Source organism: Mixta sp. Marseille-Q2659 (genome assembly GCF_940807255.1).
Lineage (GTDB): Bacteria > Pseudomonadota > Gammaproteobacteria > Enterobacterales > Enterobacteriaceae > Mixta.
Window position 1 is genome coordinate 80,207 of sequence record NZ_CALNWY010000010.1, and the last position, 17,350, is coordinate 97,556.

Below are 17,350 nucleotides of genomic sequence, written 5' to 3' on the forward strand. Positions count from 1 at the left end.
GTCGGTTGTCACCCTGGTAACAGATAGGGTGCTAATGAAGTACTTATGCTTAACGCTATTGGTAGCGCGGTCAATTGTCAGTATGTGCGGTTAGCCTGCCTCGTCAAATGTAGAAAAAATGCTGCAAAGCTTTGCTTCACTGTTAAATCAGGTATCATGGCGCCCGCAAAAAAAGCTCACTACCGGGAAAGAACACCATGCCAGTGTTACATAACCTTGTTTCGAATAAAGAGCTGAAGGCGCGCATGCTGGCTGAAACCGAGCCGCGCACCACAGTCTCTTTCTATAAATATTTCACCATTAACGATCCTAAAGCCTTTCGTGATGCGCTTTACCTGGCGCTGACCGAGCTGAAGGTATTTGGTCGTATCTATGTGGCTCACGAAGGCATCAACGCGCAGGTGAGCGTGCCGGCCAGCCTCTATCCGCGCCTGCAGGAAACGCTCTATCGCTTCGATCCAGCGCTGAATAATCTGCGGATGAATATCGCGCTGGACGATGACGGCAAATCATTTTGGGTGCTGCGTCTGAAAGTGCGCGATCGTATTGTTGCCGATGGCATTGAAGATGAAAGTTTCGACGCCAGCCAGGTCGGTGCCTATCTGAAGGCGGATGAAGTTAACGCCATGCTGGACGATCCCGACGCGGTATTTGTCGATATGCGCAACCACTACGAATATGAAGTGGGCCACTTTGATAAAGCGCTGGAAATTCCTGCCGATACCTTCCGCGATCAGCTGCCGATGGCGGTTGAAATGCTGCAGGATAAAAAAGATAAAAAGATCGTGATGTACTGCACCGGCGGTATTCGCTGTGAAAAGGCCAGCGCCTGGATGCTGCATAACGGTTTTGAGCAGGTTTACCACGTGGAAGGCGGCATTATTGAATATGCACGTCGGGCGCGCGAGCAGGGCCTGCCGGTGCGTTTCAAAGGCAAAAACTTTGTGTTTGACGAGCGTATGGGCGAGCGCATCTCTGATGATGTGATCGCGCATTGCCATCAGTGCGGCGCGCCGTGCGATACGCACGTTAACTGCGTCAATGATGGCTGTCACCTGTTGTTTATCCAGTGTCCATCCTGCGCGGAAAAGTATCAGCACTGCTGCAGCCCGATGTGCATGGAAGAGGCGGCATTGCCGCCGGAAGAGCAGCGCGCGCGCCGTGCCGGACGTGAAACCAGTAACAAAGTTTTTAATAAGTCGCGCGGACTGTTGAACGCCACGCTGATGATCCCGGCGCTTGGCGATAACGAATAACAGTCGCTCAGGGGCGATGGTAAACAACGTTCGATCGGGGAGGAGCGTGACGCTCTAAAACGTGCCTGCGCGGAGAGGCCCGTCCGATCGTAAAGACGCAAAAAACGTCATCCCTGACAGCTCGGCCCGCGCCATTTCTGGCGCGGGCCGTTTTATTCTGCTGCCAGGCTACCTTAGCGTTAGCCTTGGCGTAACGGTATGGTCTACTTCTGGCGAACGCCTTCCACCGAAATAATCAGCTCCACTTCCTGCGAGGCGGGGCCGAGATCTTTGGTAATATTGAAATCTTTCAGCGCCAGCTTGCCTTCCGCTTCAAAACCAGCGCGGTAGCCGCCCCAGGGATCGTCGCCCTGACCCAGCAGTTTGGCTTCCAGCGTAATGGGCTTGGTCACGCCGTTCAGCGTCAGGTTGCCGGTAATATCCAGCTCATCGCCATCTTTTTTCACGCCAGTTGAAACGAAGGTTGCCTGCGGGAATTTGCTTACGTTCAGGAAATCGGCGCTGCGCAGATGTTTATCGCGCTCGGCATGGTTAGTATCCACGCTGTTGGTATTAATGGTGACGTTAACCTTATCTGCCGTCGGGTTCTTTTCATCAAAGGTAAAGCTGCCGTCAAAATCTTTAAAGGTGCCGTACAGCCAGCTGTAGCCTAAATGCTTAATACGGAACTGAACAAAGGCGTGTTGTCCCTCTTTATCAATTTTATAGTCTGCGGCGGTGGCCGCCTGAGTGCCAAGCAGAAGCGTTGCCGCGGTCAGCGCGCAAAGTGTTTTTTTCAACATACTATTTCTCCGTTTTAATAGATGAAGTGAGGCGATAACCCAGCATACGTTTTAGCGTTATATCGCGATCGATAAAATGATGTTTCAACGCTGCCAGCCCATGCAGCAGCGACAGCACCACCACAGCCCAGGCGAGCCATAAGTGAATATCGCCAGCCAGATCGGCCTGTGCGCCGTAGCCGCTGAACGTGGCGGGAACAGACAGTACGCCAAAGACCTCAACAGGTTTGCCTTCGGCGGTAGAGATCAGATAGCCGCTGATAAAAATAGCGAACAGCAGTAAATAGAGCAGCAGGTGCGCGGCGATGGCGCTATAACGCACCAGCGGCGAGTAGCTGGCAAGGGGAGCAGGAGGCGGCGAGATAAAGCGCCAGATAGCCCGTAAAATCATTACGGCAAACAGCACCATGCCGATGCTTTTATGCAACTCCGGCGCTTTATGATACCAGGTATCGTAATAACCGAGAGAAACCATCCATAGCCCCAGCGCGAACATGCCATAAACGGCCAGCGCTACCAGCCAGTGAAGCAGTACCGACAAATGACCATATTCGTCGCCGCCATTTTTCCATCTCATTGCCGTATCTCTTATCAATGTTTTGTCATGAGACTGAACAAGCTGAAACATAAAATCAACAAAAAAAGCGAGGCTGGCGCCTGTTTTTTATTTTGTTCGATAAAACTGATTGTCTTTGATAGCTGACTGTCAGTTTTCTCGCTTTACCAGGAGAGGAATAGCTAAGTGAAGCGTTTCCTGGCGTGCAAAAATAAAACGTGCGTCTGAGTAAGTAGCCATATATCAGGGGGAAGGGAAAACGGCAAAAAGGTGTGGAAAGGATGACGGAACCGCAAAAAATATTTTCAATAAATTTGAGCTTGTTATGGTTTTTTGTGAGCTTTATGTCAGTTTTTGTCAATTGCAATTGCATATTTTGCCTGCGAAAAAGCCGCCAGCTCGACGTTAATTTTTATAATAATTTTATTCGCTTATTATTTAAGGAAATTGAAGGGTGCTACGAAAATGTCTGAAGAGGGAAGAAATAACCATTGTACTCTTGTGGTTATTTGTGCTGTGTTTCTGATTAAGGATGGCATTCTTCGCTATTGAAATATGACAGGATAGCTTATTATTTCGGCAAAGTTGCATTTTGTTCGCGCAATCTATAAAGTAAATCTGCGTCAACAAACGTGATATAGATCTCATTCTGTTGAACGTATTCATGCTGCGTTATAGCTTTCCTTACCATCAGCCACTGCTGGCTATGAAAGCTATGGTGCTGCCTACCGTCATCGCGTAACCGTGAGGAAACGATATGCACGTCACTACAGGCTCATCCGCTAAAAAACATTTCTGGCAGAAAAAAAGCCAACCTGAACTTACCGTCGATGATATTACTATCGTCGATAATGCACTGTTAAAACGCGCCGTCGGCGCGGCCGCGCTGGGCAATGCCATGGAGTGGTTTGACTTCGGCGTCTACAGCTATCTGGCCGTCACCATTGGTAAAGTTTTCTTCCCCGGCGGCAGCCCGGCGGCGCAGCTTATCGCCACGTTCGGCGCATTCGCCGCCGCCTTCCTGGTGCGTCCCATCGGCGGCTTGTTCTTCGGTCCGCTGGGCGACCGCATCGGACGCCAAAAAGTGCTGGCGATTACTATGATCATGATGGCGATCGGTACCTTCTGTATCGGTTTGATTCCGGGTTATAACTCCATCGGCATTGCCGCGCCGCTGCTGTTGCTGCTGGCGCGTCTGGTGCAGGGTTTTTCCACCGGTGGGGAATATGGCGGCGCGGCCACCTTTATCGCGGAATATTCGACTGACAAGCGCCGCGGCTTTATGGGCAGCTGGCTGGAGTTCGGTACGCTGGGCGGCTATCTGCTTGGCGCCGGGCTGGTAACTGCGCTAACAGCGATGCTCTCTGCCGATCAGCTGCTTGACTGGGGCTGGCGCATTCCGTTCTTTATTGCTGCACCGCTGGGACTGTTTGGTCTTTATATTCGTCTGAAACTGGAAGAAACACCGGCCTTTCAGAAACATATGGAAAAACAGGACGCGCTGGAACACAGCAAACCGCAGCTGAGCCTGTGGCAGATGCTGAAGAAATATCGCGCGCAGATGCTGAAATGTATCGGTCTGGTGCTTCTGTTTAACGTCTCCAACTACATGCTTACTTCCTATATGCCCAGCTACCTGACCGGCGTTCTGGGCTTAAGCGAGCTGAGTGGCCTGATGCTGGTGCTGGTGGTGATGTTTGTCATGATGCCGCTGACGCTGTTCTGGGGCCACTGGAACGATCGTCTGGGCCGCCGTCCGGTTATTGCGCTGGGCTCGGTAGGGCTGATTGTGCTGGCCGTTCCCTGCCTGATGCTGGTCGCGACCGGTAACCTGGTATTTGTGTTTATCGGCCTGATGATCCTCGGCGTTCTGCACAGCTGCTTTAGCGGCACTATGCCTTCGGCGTTACCGGCGCTGTTTGCCACCGATATTCGTTATAGTGCGCTGGCTATCGGTTTTAATATTTCCGTTTCTCTGTTCGGTGGTACCACGCCGCTGATGACCGCCTGGCTGGTAGAGAAATCGCAAAACCTGCTGATGCCAGCTTATTATCTGATGGGCGCGGCGGTGATTGGTCTGATTACGGTGTTCTTTATGCGCGAAACGGCGCGTAAACCGCTGCACGGTTCCGCGCCTGCGGTGGCTTCCGAGGCCGAAGCCATTAAGCTGGTAAAAAAACTGAAGCTGCGTCGCCAGAAAGAAACAATGCAGACGCAATAATAACGACAATTTACCGATGCTAAATAATTAAACAATCATAACGGTATTAATTGCAGTAAAAATAATAAGGCACAAATTTATTGTGCCTTTAATTTTATTTAAAACGTGCCAGTGAAAATGGCGATAAGTCAAATTGAAACTTTTTATTGCTGGCAAAGGCGCAGGCTATTTCACCTAATACGCTGGCAAATTTAAAACCGTGGCCGCTTAATCCGGTAATAACCATTCGATCGTTATTTTCCGGCAGCGTATCGATAATAAAATCCTCATCGGGAGAATTATCGTAAGCGCAGGCGGCACCATGTAAACAAACGCCAACGCCCGGTAAGAAACCCCGCAGAAAATTAAAAACTTCACTGCCATCACTGGCATAAGCGCCGAAAGGTTTTCGATCTTGCGCGCCGGTCATTCGCTGCCCGCCGTCATGACGGCCTATTTTTAGTTCGTTATTATCAGCCGGGAAACCATAATATTGGCTGCCATCTTCCATCTCCACGGCAAAGCCGGGGAACTTATTGTTCTCGCTGTAGCGGCCATCGGCCTGATACCAGGCGAAGACTTTACGTACCGGCGTTACCGGCAGTTGCGGGCAAAACTGCCCGACGGCGGTGCCAGCGCTAATCAGCAGCTTGCGGCCATAATAATCGCCGTCAAGCGTAGTGACGCGCTGTAGTTCGCCTTCGCGCTCAATAGCGGAAACCGGGCAGTTAAACAGTTGAGCGCAGCCCGCTTCGCGCGCCAGGCGGATAAAGCTTCGAATCGCCATTTCTGATTTCAGATAGCCGGAGCGCGGCTCAAAAACGGCGGTATAGCCGTCGGGCACGCTAAACGCAGGCCAGCGCGCGCGCACCTGCTCTGCCGACAGCACTTCAACCTCAAGCTGAAACTGACGGGCGCTTTCGATGACGTTTTGAATAAAAGGGGAGCGAGAAGGGGAAAGATTGATAATGCCGCTGCGATGCATGATCTGCTCGCCGCTTTGCTGCTCCAGCTCATCCCAAAGCTGCTGTGCGCGCAAAACCAGCGGAACGTAGCGCGCGCCTTCGCCATAAGCATGACGAATCAGTCGCGTCGCGCCATGATGGCTTCCTTCCTGATGCGGCGGGTGCGCGCTGTCAATCATCAGCACCTTTAATCCGGCGCGCGTAGCGTACCAGCCTGCAGCGGCGCCGACCGAGCCACTGCCCACAACGATAAGATCATAAACCATTCAACTTCTCCTGACCCTGCAAAGGGTTAGCAGCATAGCAAAAGCGTGCAGATAATAAAAAGGCACCCCGAAGGATGCCTTGTAGACCAAACGATCTGGTTAATGCTTTTTGTAGTCTCTGGCAAGGATTTCGCTGGCTTCTATTTTAGCGATGCCTGCTTCCAGAATTGAGATAAATTGTCTTGCAACGTCCGTAGTCAGCCAGTAAGTCGGCCCTACGTCGGCTTCATCGGGCTGCTGCTCATTAGATGAAAGCGAATGCAGACGAATCATCATCGCATCGTACGAGTCCACGGTACTAATATCCCATCCAACGAGGGGATGTGTCTGAATGATCTCTTTATTACTGTCCATTATAACCCCCTTATTACTCGTAGAACGAAGTGATTATTTGAGGTTCCAATGCGGCTTTTTTTCACAGAGCAAAAGTGATTATAACAGCGTTACAGAATTAAGCGGCACGAAAAATGTTCAGATAGCGTAATTAAACGGCGAGAGAATAATATTTAAGCAAAATTCTGATAATGCCGGTCAACGAGAAAACTCCTGCTAAGGGCAGGAGTTTATAAAATTAAACCCCAGGCTCAGCCTGGATTTTTATCGGCGCGTGGCGTTTTTCCAGCTCGGCGGCAAGGCGGGCAAAATGCTGCTGCATTCCCTCGTCATGATTTTGATTTTGCGCTTCCAGCCGCAGGCTATGAATCAATAGCTGATTAGATTTATCGTCCAGACAAAAAGCAAGATAAGAAAATGCGTTTTCCAGTACGGTAAGACGACGCTGCTGTTCGCCAATCAGCGCCAGCAGTTCACCAAAGGTCATCGCCTCTTCGGGTTTTTCAGCGGTCATGGGTAACACCTCCTGTAAGCATGACGGACGCCAGAATATGTCATCGGCTTACAACAGTCTATAACCGTGTTGGGGCGGCGGCGAGGCGGCAAAGATAAAAAAAAGCCGGATGGCATATCCGGCAAACAACGGCACAAAGAGAAGGTTAGTCAGTGATAAACCAGTCGTCCGCGCTTTCCCAGGTTTCCTGCAGGATTTCGGTTACGCGATCTTTGGTTTCTTTACCACTGCCCATTACGGTCAGGTTATTTCCGCTGGCGTAACGCACTGAAATATGGTTCGCCATTTCGGGAAATTCTTTATCGATTCGTTTTGACAGTTCCTGCGTCAGCGCATCGATAGCGCCGGCAGGGAGCTGAGTAGTTTTCGCTATAGTGACTTCAACACGCATATCTGCCTCCGCTGTGAATACTGTGTATTTATACAGTTAACACGGAAGCAAAGCAACGAAAAGCTGTAGGGAGAAGCGGAAAAAGCGGGAGCGATCGCAGATGCGGCCGATCCGGGAAGATCGACCGCAGAGAAGCGTCAGGCGATACGCCAGTTCAGCGTTTCACCGGCAAGGAAAGGCGTCAGCGTATCCTCTGCCGCCGCAACGCTTTCAGGTACGGTCCAGGGCTCGCGCACCAGACGGATTGTCCCTTCATTCAGCGGCAAGCCGTAAAATTTCGGACCATTTTCCGAGCAGAACGCCTCAAAGTGTTGCAGCGCGTCCATTTCTTCAAAAACGGTAGCGTAGGCGGGCAGTGAGGTGGGCGCATTGAAGACGCCAGCACAGCCGCAGCTGGCCTCTTTACGGTGGCGCAGATGCGGAGCTGTATCGGTACCGAGGAAAAAGCGCGGGTTACCGCTGGCGATAACATTACGCAGCGCTTCCTGATGAACGTTGCGCTTCAAAATCGGCAGACAGTAGAGGTGAGGACGGATACCACCCACCAGCATATGGTTGCGGTTAAACATCAGATGCTGCGGCGTAATGGTCGCTGCCAGCAGGTCGTTGCCCGCTTCCACATACTGCGCCGCTTCACGGGTCGTGATGTGTTCAAACACCACTTTCAACGCCGGATAGCGTTGACGCAGCGGCTCCATCACCGTTTCGATAAAGCGTGCTTCGCGATCGAAAATATCGATATGCGCATCGGTCACTTCACCATGAATCAGCAGTGGCATGCCAATATCTTGCATGCGCTCCAGTACGCGGGCAATGGCGTCAATATGGGTAACGCCGTGGCTGGAATTGGTGGTGGCATGAGCGGGATAAAGCTTGGCGGCGGTAAATACGCCGCTCTGGAACCCTTTTTCCACTTCATCAGCATCCAGCGAATCGGTGAGATAGCAGGTCATTAACGGCTGGAAGCGGTGGCCTTCCGGCAGCGCGGCCAGAATGCGTTCACGATAGGCGATCGCTGCCTCGACGCTGGTTATCGGCGGCACCAGGTTAGGCATAACAATGGCACGGCCATTAACGGCGCTGGTATAAGGCAATACGGCACGCAGCATCTCATCGTCACGCAGATGGATATGCCAGTCGTCAGGGCGGCGAATGATCAATTGCTGGGGTTGTGTCATTGGTTATGCTCCGGTGCCAGGAAAAAGAAAGGCAGTTTTTAGCCGGGGAACAAGCATAAGGATAAAGGCAACCGATTGCACTTGCTTTATGCCGGTGCGGTTAAAAAAGTGCGTGCAGGGGAGGAAAAGAGGGTAGTTAGCGCATTTCCGCCAGCCCGCGGGAACGTTGCGGGCTGGCGGGAACATTCATCAGTCAGTAAAAGGGATCACCAGTTCGCCCGGTTTCACCTCAATACCTTTCGCCAGTTTTTTCGCCATGGCTTCGGCTTTGCTGCGATCTTCGCTCAGCACATACGCCGGTTCGCGATCGAAATAACTCTTCAGCGACTGATTCAGATAGGGCGTCAGCGTTTGCAGGATCGGTTGCATTTTCTCCGGCTGCACATTGGCATCGACAATTTCCAGGTCCTTCAAAAAGATCGCGCCTTTCTCTTTATCGAAGAACGGCAGCGCTTTCATCTTCAGTTGCATATTCGCCTGTTGCGGGCCGAGCAGCGAAGTTATATTCACTTTCGCATCGCCGGAGAGCGTGACCTTGCCTGGCTCCTCGCGGCCAATCTGGCTGCTGAGGTTGCTCAGCACGATATGGGCATTAACCAGGCCGGAAACGCCAATATCTTTCTCGTAATTATTATGCTTTTGCAGGGCCTGATTCACTTCCTGCTCGGAAATGGTGTATTGGGTAAGCTGATTACAGGCGGTCAACAGACCGGCTACCAGCAGGGCGCAGAGCGCCAAAAACGCCTTGTTCATGACAATCCTCGAAAGTAATGCGGAGAAAGTCTCCTTTAAGGAGGCTAAGCTTGCCGCAATCACTGCCGGGAGTCACCAGGAGAATAGGTAAAGAAAGAGCAAAACGGTTAAAAAAGCGCGATACAGGCGGCGAAAAGCCGCCCTCAACCCTTAGCCAGCAACAGAACTTAACAAGTTAACCTGTGTTTGTTTCGCCATATTATCGCGATATTCCGTTACGCGGCTGGGCCAGCTGATGCCTGACACCAGCGTCAGCGAGCGTAGCAGGGGAAACAGGTTGATATCATCAAGGCTCAGTTCGCCATTAACCGCGTTCGGCTTGACGATCAGTTTGTCGAGATCGCGCAGATCCTGTGAGATCTTTTTAATCAGCCCGTCAGCGTGCAGTTTCAGCTCGCTAAAGCTGCCCATATTGGCCTCTTTTTTATGCTTAAAATAAGCGCGCGCTTCCGGCGTGGCGAACTCGGCAAAACCCGCTTCGGCAACGCGCGGCAATAGCAGTTTGTTCACGTAGCCGTTTACATTGCGCAGCCAGTCGTTAATGGCAGGATTGGTTTTGCCGGTCAGCAGCGGCTCGCCGTCAGATTTATCGACATAGCGCACAATATCCAGGCTCTCCGGCATCGCGCTGCCATCCTCTTTTTGCAAAATAGGCGCCATCTTCTGGCCGATCAGCCGTTTTGGCGTTTCCTCATCGTCGTTGAGCATCACTACCAGTTCTACCGGCAGGTTTTTCAGACCGAAAATCATGCGCGCTTTCACGCAATATGGACAATGATCGTAAATATAAAGCTTCACTGTCTCTCTCCTTACTGATAGCGATTGCTGACGGCGGTTTACCGTCAGCAATCATTTGAATATGTTTAAAAAGTATGGAAGAGAATCAGGGGGAGGGCAAACCGCAGCGGCTTAGCCGCCGCTGAGCATCGCGGGCGCGGCGCTGCGCGGTTGGAACTGCCACCACAGCGCCAGCAGCGTAACCGCACCCGTACAGCCCAGCATCAGCCACGGCAGTTCCGGCATCGCCAGTTCGCGTCCGGTATCGAATATCCAGCCGCCGCCGGTATAACCCAGCGCGCCGCCCAGCGCCAGACCCAGGCGGCTGAAGCCTAAATAACTGCCGCGCGCCCGCGCGCTGGCCAGCTCCGCGCTCAGGGTCTCACGCGCCGGCTCGGCAATAATCGCGCCGATGTAAAACAGACAGATCAGTACAAACAGCTGCTGTAAAGAATCGGTCAGGCCAATCGGCAGCAGACTGAGCGTCATCAGCAGCAGGCCAGCCATCAGGCGATGCTCCAGGCGAAAGCGCTTTTCGCTCCAGCGCGCAATGGGGTAAAGCAGCGACAGCGACAGCGTGGCTTCGATGGCGTACATCCATTTTACCGCGCTGGCGGTGCCGGCAATCTGATTTACCATAATCGGCAGCATCAGCATTACCTGAACTGCCAGCATGTAATAGCCGGTTAAGGTCAGAACATAGGTACAAAAACGGCGATCCTTCAGTACGCGGCTCAGCCCTTCGCGCATCGGCGTTGGCACCGTTGAAATGCGCCAGGCGGGCAGGAACAGCGCGTTAAACAGCGCGGCCAGCACAAACACCAGCGCGCCCGTCCAGCAGACCAGACGGAAATCCCAGGCCAGCAGCCAGCTGCCGATCAGCGCGCCCAGTACCGCCCCGGCGCTGTCCTGCATCATCAACAGTGAAAAAAAGCGCCCGCGCGCTTCGGGCCGGATCAGCTTCACCACCAGCGCGGTACGCGGCGGATCGAACAGCGTACCGCCGATACCGGAAAGCAGGCAGGAGAACCAGAGTATCCACGGCTCATGCGCGACGGCCATGGTGGCGAAACCGGCGGCGCGCAGCAGCATTCCGCTAACGATCATCGGCTTGGCGCCAAAACGATCGGCGATGGCACCGCCAAACACGCCCAGTCCCTGCTGTACCAGCTGGCGTAGTCCCAGTGCAATGCCTACCATTATCGCTGCCCAGCCGAGCTGGTCGACAAAGCGAATGGAGATCAGCGGGAAAACCACGAAAAATCCCAGCACCACCAGCATATTGTCCACCAGCAGAAAAACCCGACCAAGCTGTCGGGCGCGCGCAACTCCAGCCATGCTGATTCCTTAGCAAAAATAAACAAATCTGTTATTCAGAAGGGATATTTTGCGCGTCGGCTGGTTAATTTGACAGCAAGCCGGGAATGATATTTTTTTATCGATCTTTGACAAAATGTGCTGTAATTTCAGTGTAGTAATGGTGTTTACCGTGCGATAGCGGGCACAGCGTATAACAGGCTTTCGTCTGGATGGTGAGAGCAATAAACGCCGGATTGCCTGGAGGCGCTGGCCGTTAACCCGTTGCTCATCAATCAATTTTGTTTATCAGCCATGGTTTTCAGGAGAAGAGATGTTTGGCTATCGTTCTGCCGCGCCCAAAGTGCGCCTGACCACCGATCGGCTGGTGGTACGTCTTGTTCATGAGCGTGATGCCTGGCGGCTGGCTGATTATTATGCGGAAAATCGCGCTTTTCTGAAGCCCTGGGAACCGGTACGCGACGAAAGCCACTGCTATCCGTCCGGCTGGCAGGCGCGCCTTGGGCTGATTACCGATATGCATAAACAGGGCAGCGCCTTCTATTTTATCGTGATGGATCCCGACGAGAAGGAAGTGCGCGGCGTGGCCAACTTCAGCAATGTGCTGCGCGGTTCGTTTCACGCCTGCTACCTCGGCTATTCGCTGGGTGAAAAATGGCAGGGGCAGGGGATGATGTTTGAGGCATTGCAGGCGGCCATCCGTTATATGCAGCGGCAGCAGCGGATGCATCGCATTATGGCAAACTATATGCCGCATAATCAGCGCAGCGGTAATCTGCTGGCGCGGCTGGGCTTTGAAAAAGAGGGCTACGCCAAAGATTACCTGCTGATAGACGGCCGCTGGCAGGATCATGTATTGACCGCGCTGACCTGGCACGAGTGGGCAGCGGATAAGCGTAGCTAAAACGCTATACATTTTAACAGTGCGCCGTCAGAGCAAACGGCGCGGGAGTCTGCAATGACAGTAAAGATTGGAGTTGTGGGATTAGGCAGTATTGCGCAAAAAGCCTGGCTGCCGGTGCTGGCGCGCGCCGATGAATGGACGCTGATGGGCGGCTTTTCGCCGAACCAGCAGAAGGCGCAGCAGGTGTGCGACAGCTGGCGGATGCGCTGCTATTCCCAGCTCGACGCGCTGGCTGCCGACTGCGATGCGGTATTTGTTCACAGCAGCACCGCCAGCCACTATCGCGTGGTGCGCGCGTTGCTGGAGCTGGGCGTGGATGTCTGCGTGGATAAGCCGTTGGCGGAAACGCTTGGCGAAGCGGAAGAGCTGGTGGCGCTGGCGCATAAGCGTGGACGAAAGCTGATGGTGGCCTTTAACCGTCGCTTTGCGCCGCGCTATCAGCAGCTTAAAGCTGCCCTGCAGCAGCCCGCTTCCATTCGCATGGAGAAACACCGCAGCGACAGCGTCGGCCCGCACGATCTGCGTTTTACCCTGCTGGATGATTATCTGCACGTAGTGGATACCGCTTTGTGGCTGGCGGAAGGAAACGTCACGCTGCGTCACGGCCATATTCAGACCACCGACGCAGGCGAAATGCTCTATGGCGAACATCACTTCAGCGTTGGCCAAACGCAGGTCACCACCAGCATGCACCGCCGCGCCGGGACGCAGCGCGAATCGGTAACGGCCATTGCCGACGGCGGCGTCTGGCAGCTGGATGAAATGCGTGACTGGCGGCACGAGCGCGATGGCCAGACGCTGGTGGAGCCGGTGCCTGCCTGGCAAACCACGCTCGCCCAGCGCGGCTTCGACGGCGCGGCGCGTCATTTTATCGCCTGCGTACAAAATCAGACAATGCCGGAAACCAGCGGCGAGCAGGCGCTAAAAGCCCAGCGCGTGGTGGAAAAAATCTGGCGTGACCTTGAGCGCGAATAATCTGCTGTAACAATCCTTTGTGGTTATTTCCCTGCGTATCGGTAGACTAACCGCCGGATCGGCCCGCCGCCGGTCCGCCATTGTCTGTTAACCGGATTGAATCTTCAGGATGCGCAGTTAACCATGAATTTGTTGAAATCCCTGGCAGCGGTCAGCTCGATGACGCTGTTTTCCCGCGTGCTGGGCTTTGCCCGCGATGCCATTGTGGCAAGAGTCTTCGGCGCCGGGATGGCCACCGATGCCTTTTTCGTTGCCTTTAAGCTTCCCAATCTGCTGCGCCGTATTTTTGCCGAAGGCGCCTTTTCCCAGGCGTTTGTCCCGATTCTGGCGGAGTATAAAAGCAAGCAGGGCGAAGAGGCGACGCGCGTTTTCGTCGCTTATATTTCTGGCCTGTTAACCCTGGCGCTGGCGCTGATTACCTTTCTCGGCATGATCGCGGCGCCCTGGGTGATTATGATCACCGCGCCGGGTTTTGCCGACACCGCCGATAAATTCGCCCTTACCAGCAGCCTGCTGCGCATCACCTTTCCCTATATTTTTCTGATTTCGCTCGCTTCGCTGGTGGGCGCGATTCTGAATACCTGGAACCGCTTCTCTGTACCGGCCTTTGCCCCGACGCTGCTCAATATCAGCATGATCGGCTTTGCACTGTTCGGTGCGCCGCATTTCCATCCGCCGGTGCTGGCGCTCGCCCGGCCGTAGTCGTCGGCGGCGTGCTGCAGCTAGGCTATCAGCTGCCGCACCTGAAAAAATCGGCATGCTGGTGTTGCCGCGCCTGAACTTTAAAGATGCGGGCGTCTGGCGCGTGCTGCGGCAGATGGGCCCGGCGATTCTTGGCGTTTCCGTCAGTCAAATCTCGCTGATTATCAATACTATTTTCGCCTCCTTCCTGGTTTCCGGCTCGGTGTCGTGGATGTACTACGCTGACCGCCTGATGGAGTTTCCCTCCGGCGTGCTGGGCGTGGCGCTCGGTACCATCCTGCTGCCGTCGCTGTCGCGCAGCTTTGCCAGCGGCAATCATGATGAATATTCGCGCCTGATGGACTGGGGTTTACGCCTCTGCTTCCTGCTGGCGCTGCCAAGCGCGGTGGCGTTGGGGATCCTCTCCGGCCCGCTCACCGTTGCGCTGTTCCAGTATGGCAAATTCACCGCCTTTGACGCCGCGATGACGCAGCGCGCGCTGATCGCCTATTCGGTCGGGCTGATGGGGCTGATTGTGGTTAAGGTGCTGGCGCCGGGTTTCTACTCGCGTCAGGACATCAAAACGCCGGTGAAAATCGCCATCGTGACGCTGATTATGACGCAGCTAATGAACCTGGCTTTTATCGGGCCGTTAAAACATGCCGGTCTCTCACTTTCTATCGGGCTGGCTGCCTGTCTGAACGGCGCGCTGCTTTACTGGCAGCTGCGGAAAAAGCAGATTTTTCAGCCGCAGCCGGGCTGGGGCGCGTTTTTGCTGCGCCTGATTCTGGCGGTGCTGGTCATGGCGGGCGTACTGGTTGCCATGATGATGGTGATGCCCGCTCGGGATATCGGCAGCATGCCGTATCGTCTGGTACGTCTGGCGGTGGTTTGCGCCGTAGGCGGTGGCGCTTACTTTATCGTGTTGGGCCTGCTGGGATTCCGCCCCAAAGATTTCGCCCGCCGCTCAGTCGCCTGATCGCAAACAGACGACCCCGCCGGAAGCGCATCCGGCGGGTATTTGTGAAGCCTGACTCGCCTAACACCTTCGTTTATAAAATCTTCAGATGTGCCAACGCCGCTGGAATGTTCCGGCGGTTCAGCGCGCTAAGAAATTTTTAAACGAAAGAAAACAGACGACACCTAAGCCTGAAGCAAGGATGCAACAGACGACACTTAAGCCTGAAGCGGGAGTTGTTCAGGCCAGGAGTAAAGCGTCCCGCGCCAGGGAAGGCGCGGGTCGAGCGTGTCATGGATGACGGCAATTGCGTCTTTACGGAAGGCCGGAACCTCTCACGCAGACACCGTACGCCCAGACAAATCTCCGCAAACGAACATCCCCAGCCTGCCAACAAACGCCATCCTTCAGACGTGCAAAAACCGCCGAAACCTAATCCGGCGGTTATCTGCTATGTGGGCATCTGCTATGCCATCAAACGCGGCGTGAGCCGAAGCTGCCTGACGTTGCCTGACCATCCGGGCCATAAAACGCCTGCGTCTGATGCGGCTTCAACAGTGCCAGCGCCTGATGGTTATAGGCCACCTGCTGATTCAACAACATCCCATTATGCGTATTGTTATCGCGTAGCTCCCGCGTCCGCTGCTCAATCACCTGCCAGCGGCGCGCCAGTTCCGGCTGCGCGCGATAGGGCGCCTGCACCCGAAACTGCTTCTCTGATTCCCGTCGCATACCGTCAAGATAGTTCAGCGTCGTTAACAGTGAACTCTTATCCTCGGTAATTCGCTGAAGCAGGCTGCTGTTAATGAGGCCGGCAGAAAGCTGCTCGTGTTCTTCCTTCATTACATTACTCAGCGAACTGAGAACTTCCTGCATTTTATCCAGCGCGGTAATCAGGCTGTTCATAGCGGTTATTTATCCTGTAGAGACGATTTCGCTTCCTGAATCAGGGCATCAGCAATTTTGCCGGTATCCATCTTCAGTTCGCCATTACGAATGGCGGTTTTTAATTGCTCAACGCGAGCAGTATTAATATCCTGACTGCCCGACGTCATCAGCTGGGCCTGGGCGCCGCTCAGACTTACCTGCGCTGCGCTGTCTGCTGTTTTAACGCTGCCGGACTGACGTACCTTTGCATTGCCGTTGTCGTTAGTTTCACGCGGTTGCACGGTGCTGACTGGCTGCGAAGCTTTGGTTTTGTCGATGCTCATGGTCTGGCTCCTGTAATTTCAGGCATTAACGCTGCCTGATAGGCAAAGGGATACAATGTATGTTGATCACACTATCGGCAGATGGACAGTCATCTTTAGCGCTTTATAACGATATAAGAATATTCCCATCCGCACCCACATTGCCGCTGACGATTTGCCCGTTACCCATCCGCACCCGTACCCGCTGCGCCGCCGTGGCATTATTCAGCGCGCGCCCTTCGCTACTGACGTTAAAACCGTCGCCCTGAGCAATCACGATCACCGGCTGACCGGCCTTCACGCGCCAGGGTTGACGAACCATTGACAGCGTTAACGGCTGATCCGGCATCAGATCGCGCACGCTAACCGCTTCTACTATTTGTTGAGGATCCAGCACCGCGCGCGCCGGCAACGTATCAAGCCGCCCCTGCTTAACCAGCACATCACTGGCCGTTAAGGTCGTGCCGCGCAGAATCTGGCGATTAACCACCACATACTCGCCGGTAACCTGAACCTCTACCTGCAAAAAACGCCGCTCCCGATCGCAGGTCGCTGCGATACTCATCGGCCCCCACAGACGGCTATTGCCCGGCAGACTAAACTGCGGCGCGGCGCATGTCGGCCATTGCTGCTCTGGCGTACGCACCACCACATTCATTCCGGCGGCATGCAGCGGATCGCGCGCTTTAAAAAACTGGTTAAGCTGCGCGCTAAGATCGTCTGCCCATACCGGCATCACCAGCAAAGTCAGCATCGCAATCAGCCACCACTTTATTACTCGCATCTCTTTATCCCCTTCATACCTCATGGCGCTGATTTTACCCGCGCGCGCAATTTTTCAAGGCAAAAAATAGCGATGCTTTTTAGCGCTATTCCGGCGATAGCTTTCTCAACGCCCGATTATGCTGACAACTCAAAATTTTCACTTTCGGAGGAAGCATGCTTGACAAACTGGATGCAGCTTTGCAGTTCGGCACCGAAGCATTAAACCTGCGGGCTCAGCGTCAGGAAATCCTGGCATCCAATATCGCCAACGCCGATACGCCGGGCTACCAGGCTCGCGACATCGATTTTGCCAGCGAGCTTAACCGCGCGCTGGAAAAAGGGCGGGCACAGGGTTCCGGCCTGTCGCTGGCGGTAACGTCGGCACGCCATATTCCTGCCCAGACCGCGACGCCGCCGTCACTGGACCTGCTGTATCGCATTCCCGATCAGCCGGCGATGGATGGCAACACCGTCGATATGGATCGTGAGCGTACACAGTTCGCGGATAACAGCCTCAAATACCAAACCGACCTCACGCTTATCAGCAGCCAGATTAAAGGCATGATGAGCGTGTTGCAGGGACAATAAC

At 54.0% G+C, this 17,350-nt stretch carries 18 protein-coding genes and 1 pseudogene; 6 read left to right on the plus strand and 13 right to left on the minus strand.

Translation table 11 applies throughout. The features are described 5' to 3' along the window. The first annotated feature begins 197 nt into the window (after positions 1–197). Positions 198–1,256: a rhodanese-related sulfurtransferase gene (locus P3C52_RS09670; protein ID WP_275554794.1), complete on the plus strand. Its 1,059-nt coding sequence runs from the start codon at positions 198–200 to the stop codon at positions 1,254–1,256. 203 nt (positions 1,257–1,459) lie between these two features. On the opposite strand, the gene P3C52_RS09675 is transcribed toward P3C52_RS09670, so the two are convergent. Beyond that, entirely contained in the window at positions 1,460–2,035 is a 576-nt protein-coding gene (locus P3C52_RS09675; protein WP_275554845.1) for a YceI family protein, read from the minus strand. A 4-nt stretch (positions 2,036–2,039) separates the two neighbouring features. Further along, a complete protein-coding gene (locus P3C52_RS09680) occupies positions 2,040–2,615 on the minus strand; it encodes a cytochrome b (protein ID WP_275554795.1) in 576 nt (191 codons plus the stop codon). A 736-nt stretch (positions 2,616–3,351) separates the two neighbouring features. Here P3C52_RS09680 and proP point away from each other — a divergent pair. Further along, positions 3,352–4,815 (plus strand): glycine betaine/L-proline transporter ProP, encoded by a 1,464-nt coding sequence (gene proP, locus P3C52_RS09685; RefSeq protein WP_275554796.1) that lies wholly within the window; start codon positions 3,352–3,354, stop codon positions 4,813–4,815. 94 nt (positions 4,816–4,909) lie between these two features. On the opposite strand, the gene solA is transcribed toward proP, so the two are convergent. From solA to mdtH, 8 genes are all read right to left on the minus strand, one after another. After that, complete coding sequence (gene solA / locus P3C52_RS09690) at positions 4,910–6,025, minus strand: N-methyl-L-tryptophan oxidase (protein WP_275554797.1); 1,116 nt, start codon at positions 6,023–6,025, stop codon at positions 4,910–4,912. Between the two features lie 99 nt (positions 6,026–6,124). Next, positions 6,125–6,379 (minus strand): biofilm formation regulator BssS, encoded by a 255-nt coding sequence (gene bssS, locus P3C52_RS09695; protein WP_084970930.1) that lies wholly within the window; start codon positions 6,377–6,379, stop codon positions 6,125–6,127. Between the two features lie 217 nt (positions 6,380–6,596). Next, a complete protein-coding gene (locus P3C52_RS09700) occupies positions 6,597–6,872 on the minus strand; it encodes a hypothetical protein (protein ID WP_275554798.1) in 276 nt (91 codons plus the stop codon). Positions 6,873–7,017: 145 nt separating this feature from the next. Beyond that, a complete protein-coding gene (gene dinI / locus P3C52_RS09705) occupies positions 7,018–7,263 on the minus strand; it encodes a DNA damage-inducible protein I (RefSeq protein ID WP_275554799.1) in 246 nt (81 codons plus the stop codon). A gap of 137 nt (positions 7,264–7,400) precedes the next feature. Next, positions 7,401–8,441: a dihydroorotase gene (pyrC, locus tag P3C52_RS09710; protein ID WP_275554800.1), complete on the minus strand. Its 1,041-nt coding sequence runs from the start codon at positions 8,439–8,441 to the stop codon at positions 7,401–7,403. Positions 8,442–8,630: 189 nt separating this feature from the next. After that, a complete protein-coding gene (locus P3C52_RS09715; protein WP_275554801.1) occupies positions 8,631–9,194 on the minus strand; it encodes a lipoprotein in 564 nt (187 codons plus the stop codon). A 150-nt stretch (positions 9,195–9,344) separates the two neighbouring features. Then, positions 9,345–9,992 (minus strand): glutaredoxin 2, encoded by a 648-nt coding sequence (grxB, locus tag P3C52_RS09720; protein WP_275554802.1) that lies wholly within the window; start codon positions 9,990–9,992, stop codon positions 9,345–9,347. Positions 9,993–10,103: 111 nt separating this feature from the next. Next, a complete protein-coding gene (gene mdtH / locus P3C52_RS09725; RefSeq protein WP_275554803.1) occupies positions 10,104–11,309 on the minus strand; it encodes a multidrug efflux MFS transporter MdtH in 1,206 nt (401 codons plus the stop codon). Between the two features lie 292 nt (positions 11,310–11,601). On the opposite strand from mdtH, the gene rimJ reads away from it, so the two are divergent. The 3 genes and pseudogenes from rimJ (at position 11,602) to murJ (ending at position 14,827) form a co-directional block, all read left to right on the plus strand. Next, positions 11,602–12,192, plus strand: a complete 591-nt coding sequence (rimJ, locus tag P3C52_RS09730; RefSeq protein WP_275554804.1) for a ribosomal protein S5-alanine N-acetyltransferase — start codon at positions 11,602–11,604, stop codon at positions 12,190–12,192. 54 nt (positions 12,193–12,246) lie between these two features. After that, positions 12,247–13,167, plus strand: a complete 921-nt coding sequence (locus tag P3C52_RS09735) for a Gfo/Idh/MocA family oxidoreductase (RefSeq protein ID WP_275554805.1) — start codon at positions 12,247–12,249, stop codon at positions 13,165–13,167. A gap of 123 nt (positions 13,168–13,290) precedes the next feature. Further along, positions 13,291–14,827, plus strand: a pseudogene (murJ, locus tag P3C52_RS09740) (murein biosynthesis integral membrane protein MurJ). A 453-nt stretch (positions 14,828–15,280) separates the two neighbouring features. On the opposite strand, the gene flgN reads toward murJ, so the two are convergent. From flgN to flgA, 3 genes are all read right to left on the minus strand, one after another. Further along, positions 15,281–15,712: a flagellar export chaperone FlgN gene (flgN, locus tag P3C52_RS09745; RefSeq protein WP_275554806.1), complete on the minus strand. Its 432-nt coding sequence runs from the start codon at positions 15,710–15,712 to the stop codon at positions 15,281–15,283. A 5-nt stretch (positions 15,713–15,717) separates the two neighbouring features. Next, positions 15,718–16,017 carry a flagellar biosynthesis anti-sigma factor FlgM gene (flgM, locus tag P3C52_RS09750; protein ID WP_275554807.1) on the minus strand — a complete coding sequence of 100 codons (300 nt, stop codon included), beginning with the start codon at positions 16,015–16,017 and terminating at the stop codon, positions 15,718–15,720. A gap of 103 nt (positions 16,018–16,120) precedes the next feature. Then, a complete protein-coding gene (flgA, locus tag P3C52_RS09755; RefSeq protein WP_275554808.1) occupies positions 16,121–16,780 on the minus strand; it encodes a flagellar basal body P-ring formation chaperone FlgA in 660 nt (219 codons plus the stop codon). 155 nt (positions 16,781–16,935) lie between these two features. On the opposite strand from flgA, the gene flgB reads away from it, so the two are divergent. Then, positions 16,936–17,349 carry a flagellar basal body rod protein FlgB gene (flgB, locus tag P3C52_RS09760; RefSeq protein WP_275554809.1) on the plus strand — a complete coding sequence of 138 codons (414 nt, stop codon included), beginning with the start codon at positions 16,936–16,938 and terminating at the stop codon, positions 17,347–17,349. Position 17,350 lies beyond the last annotated feature (1 nt).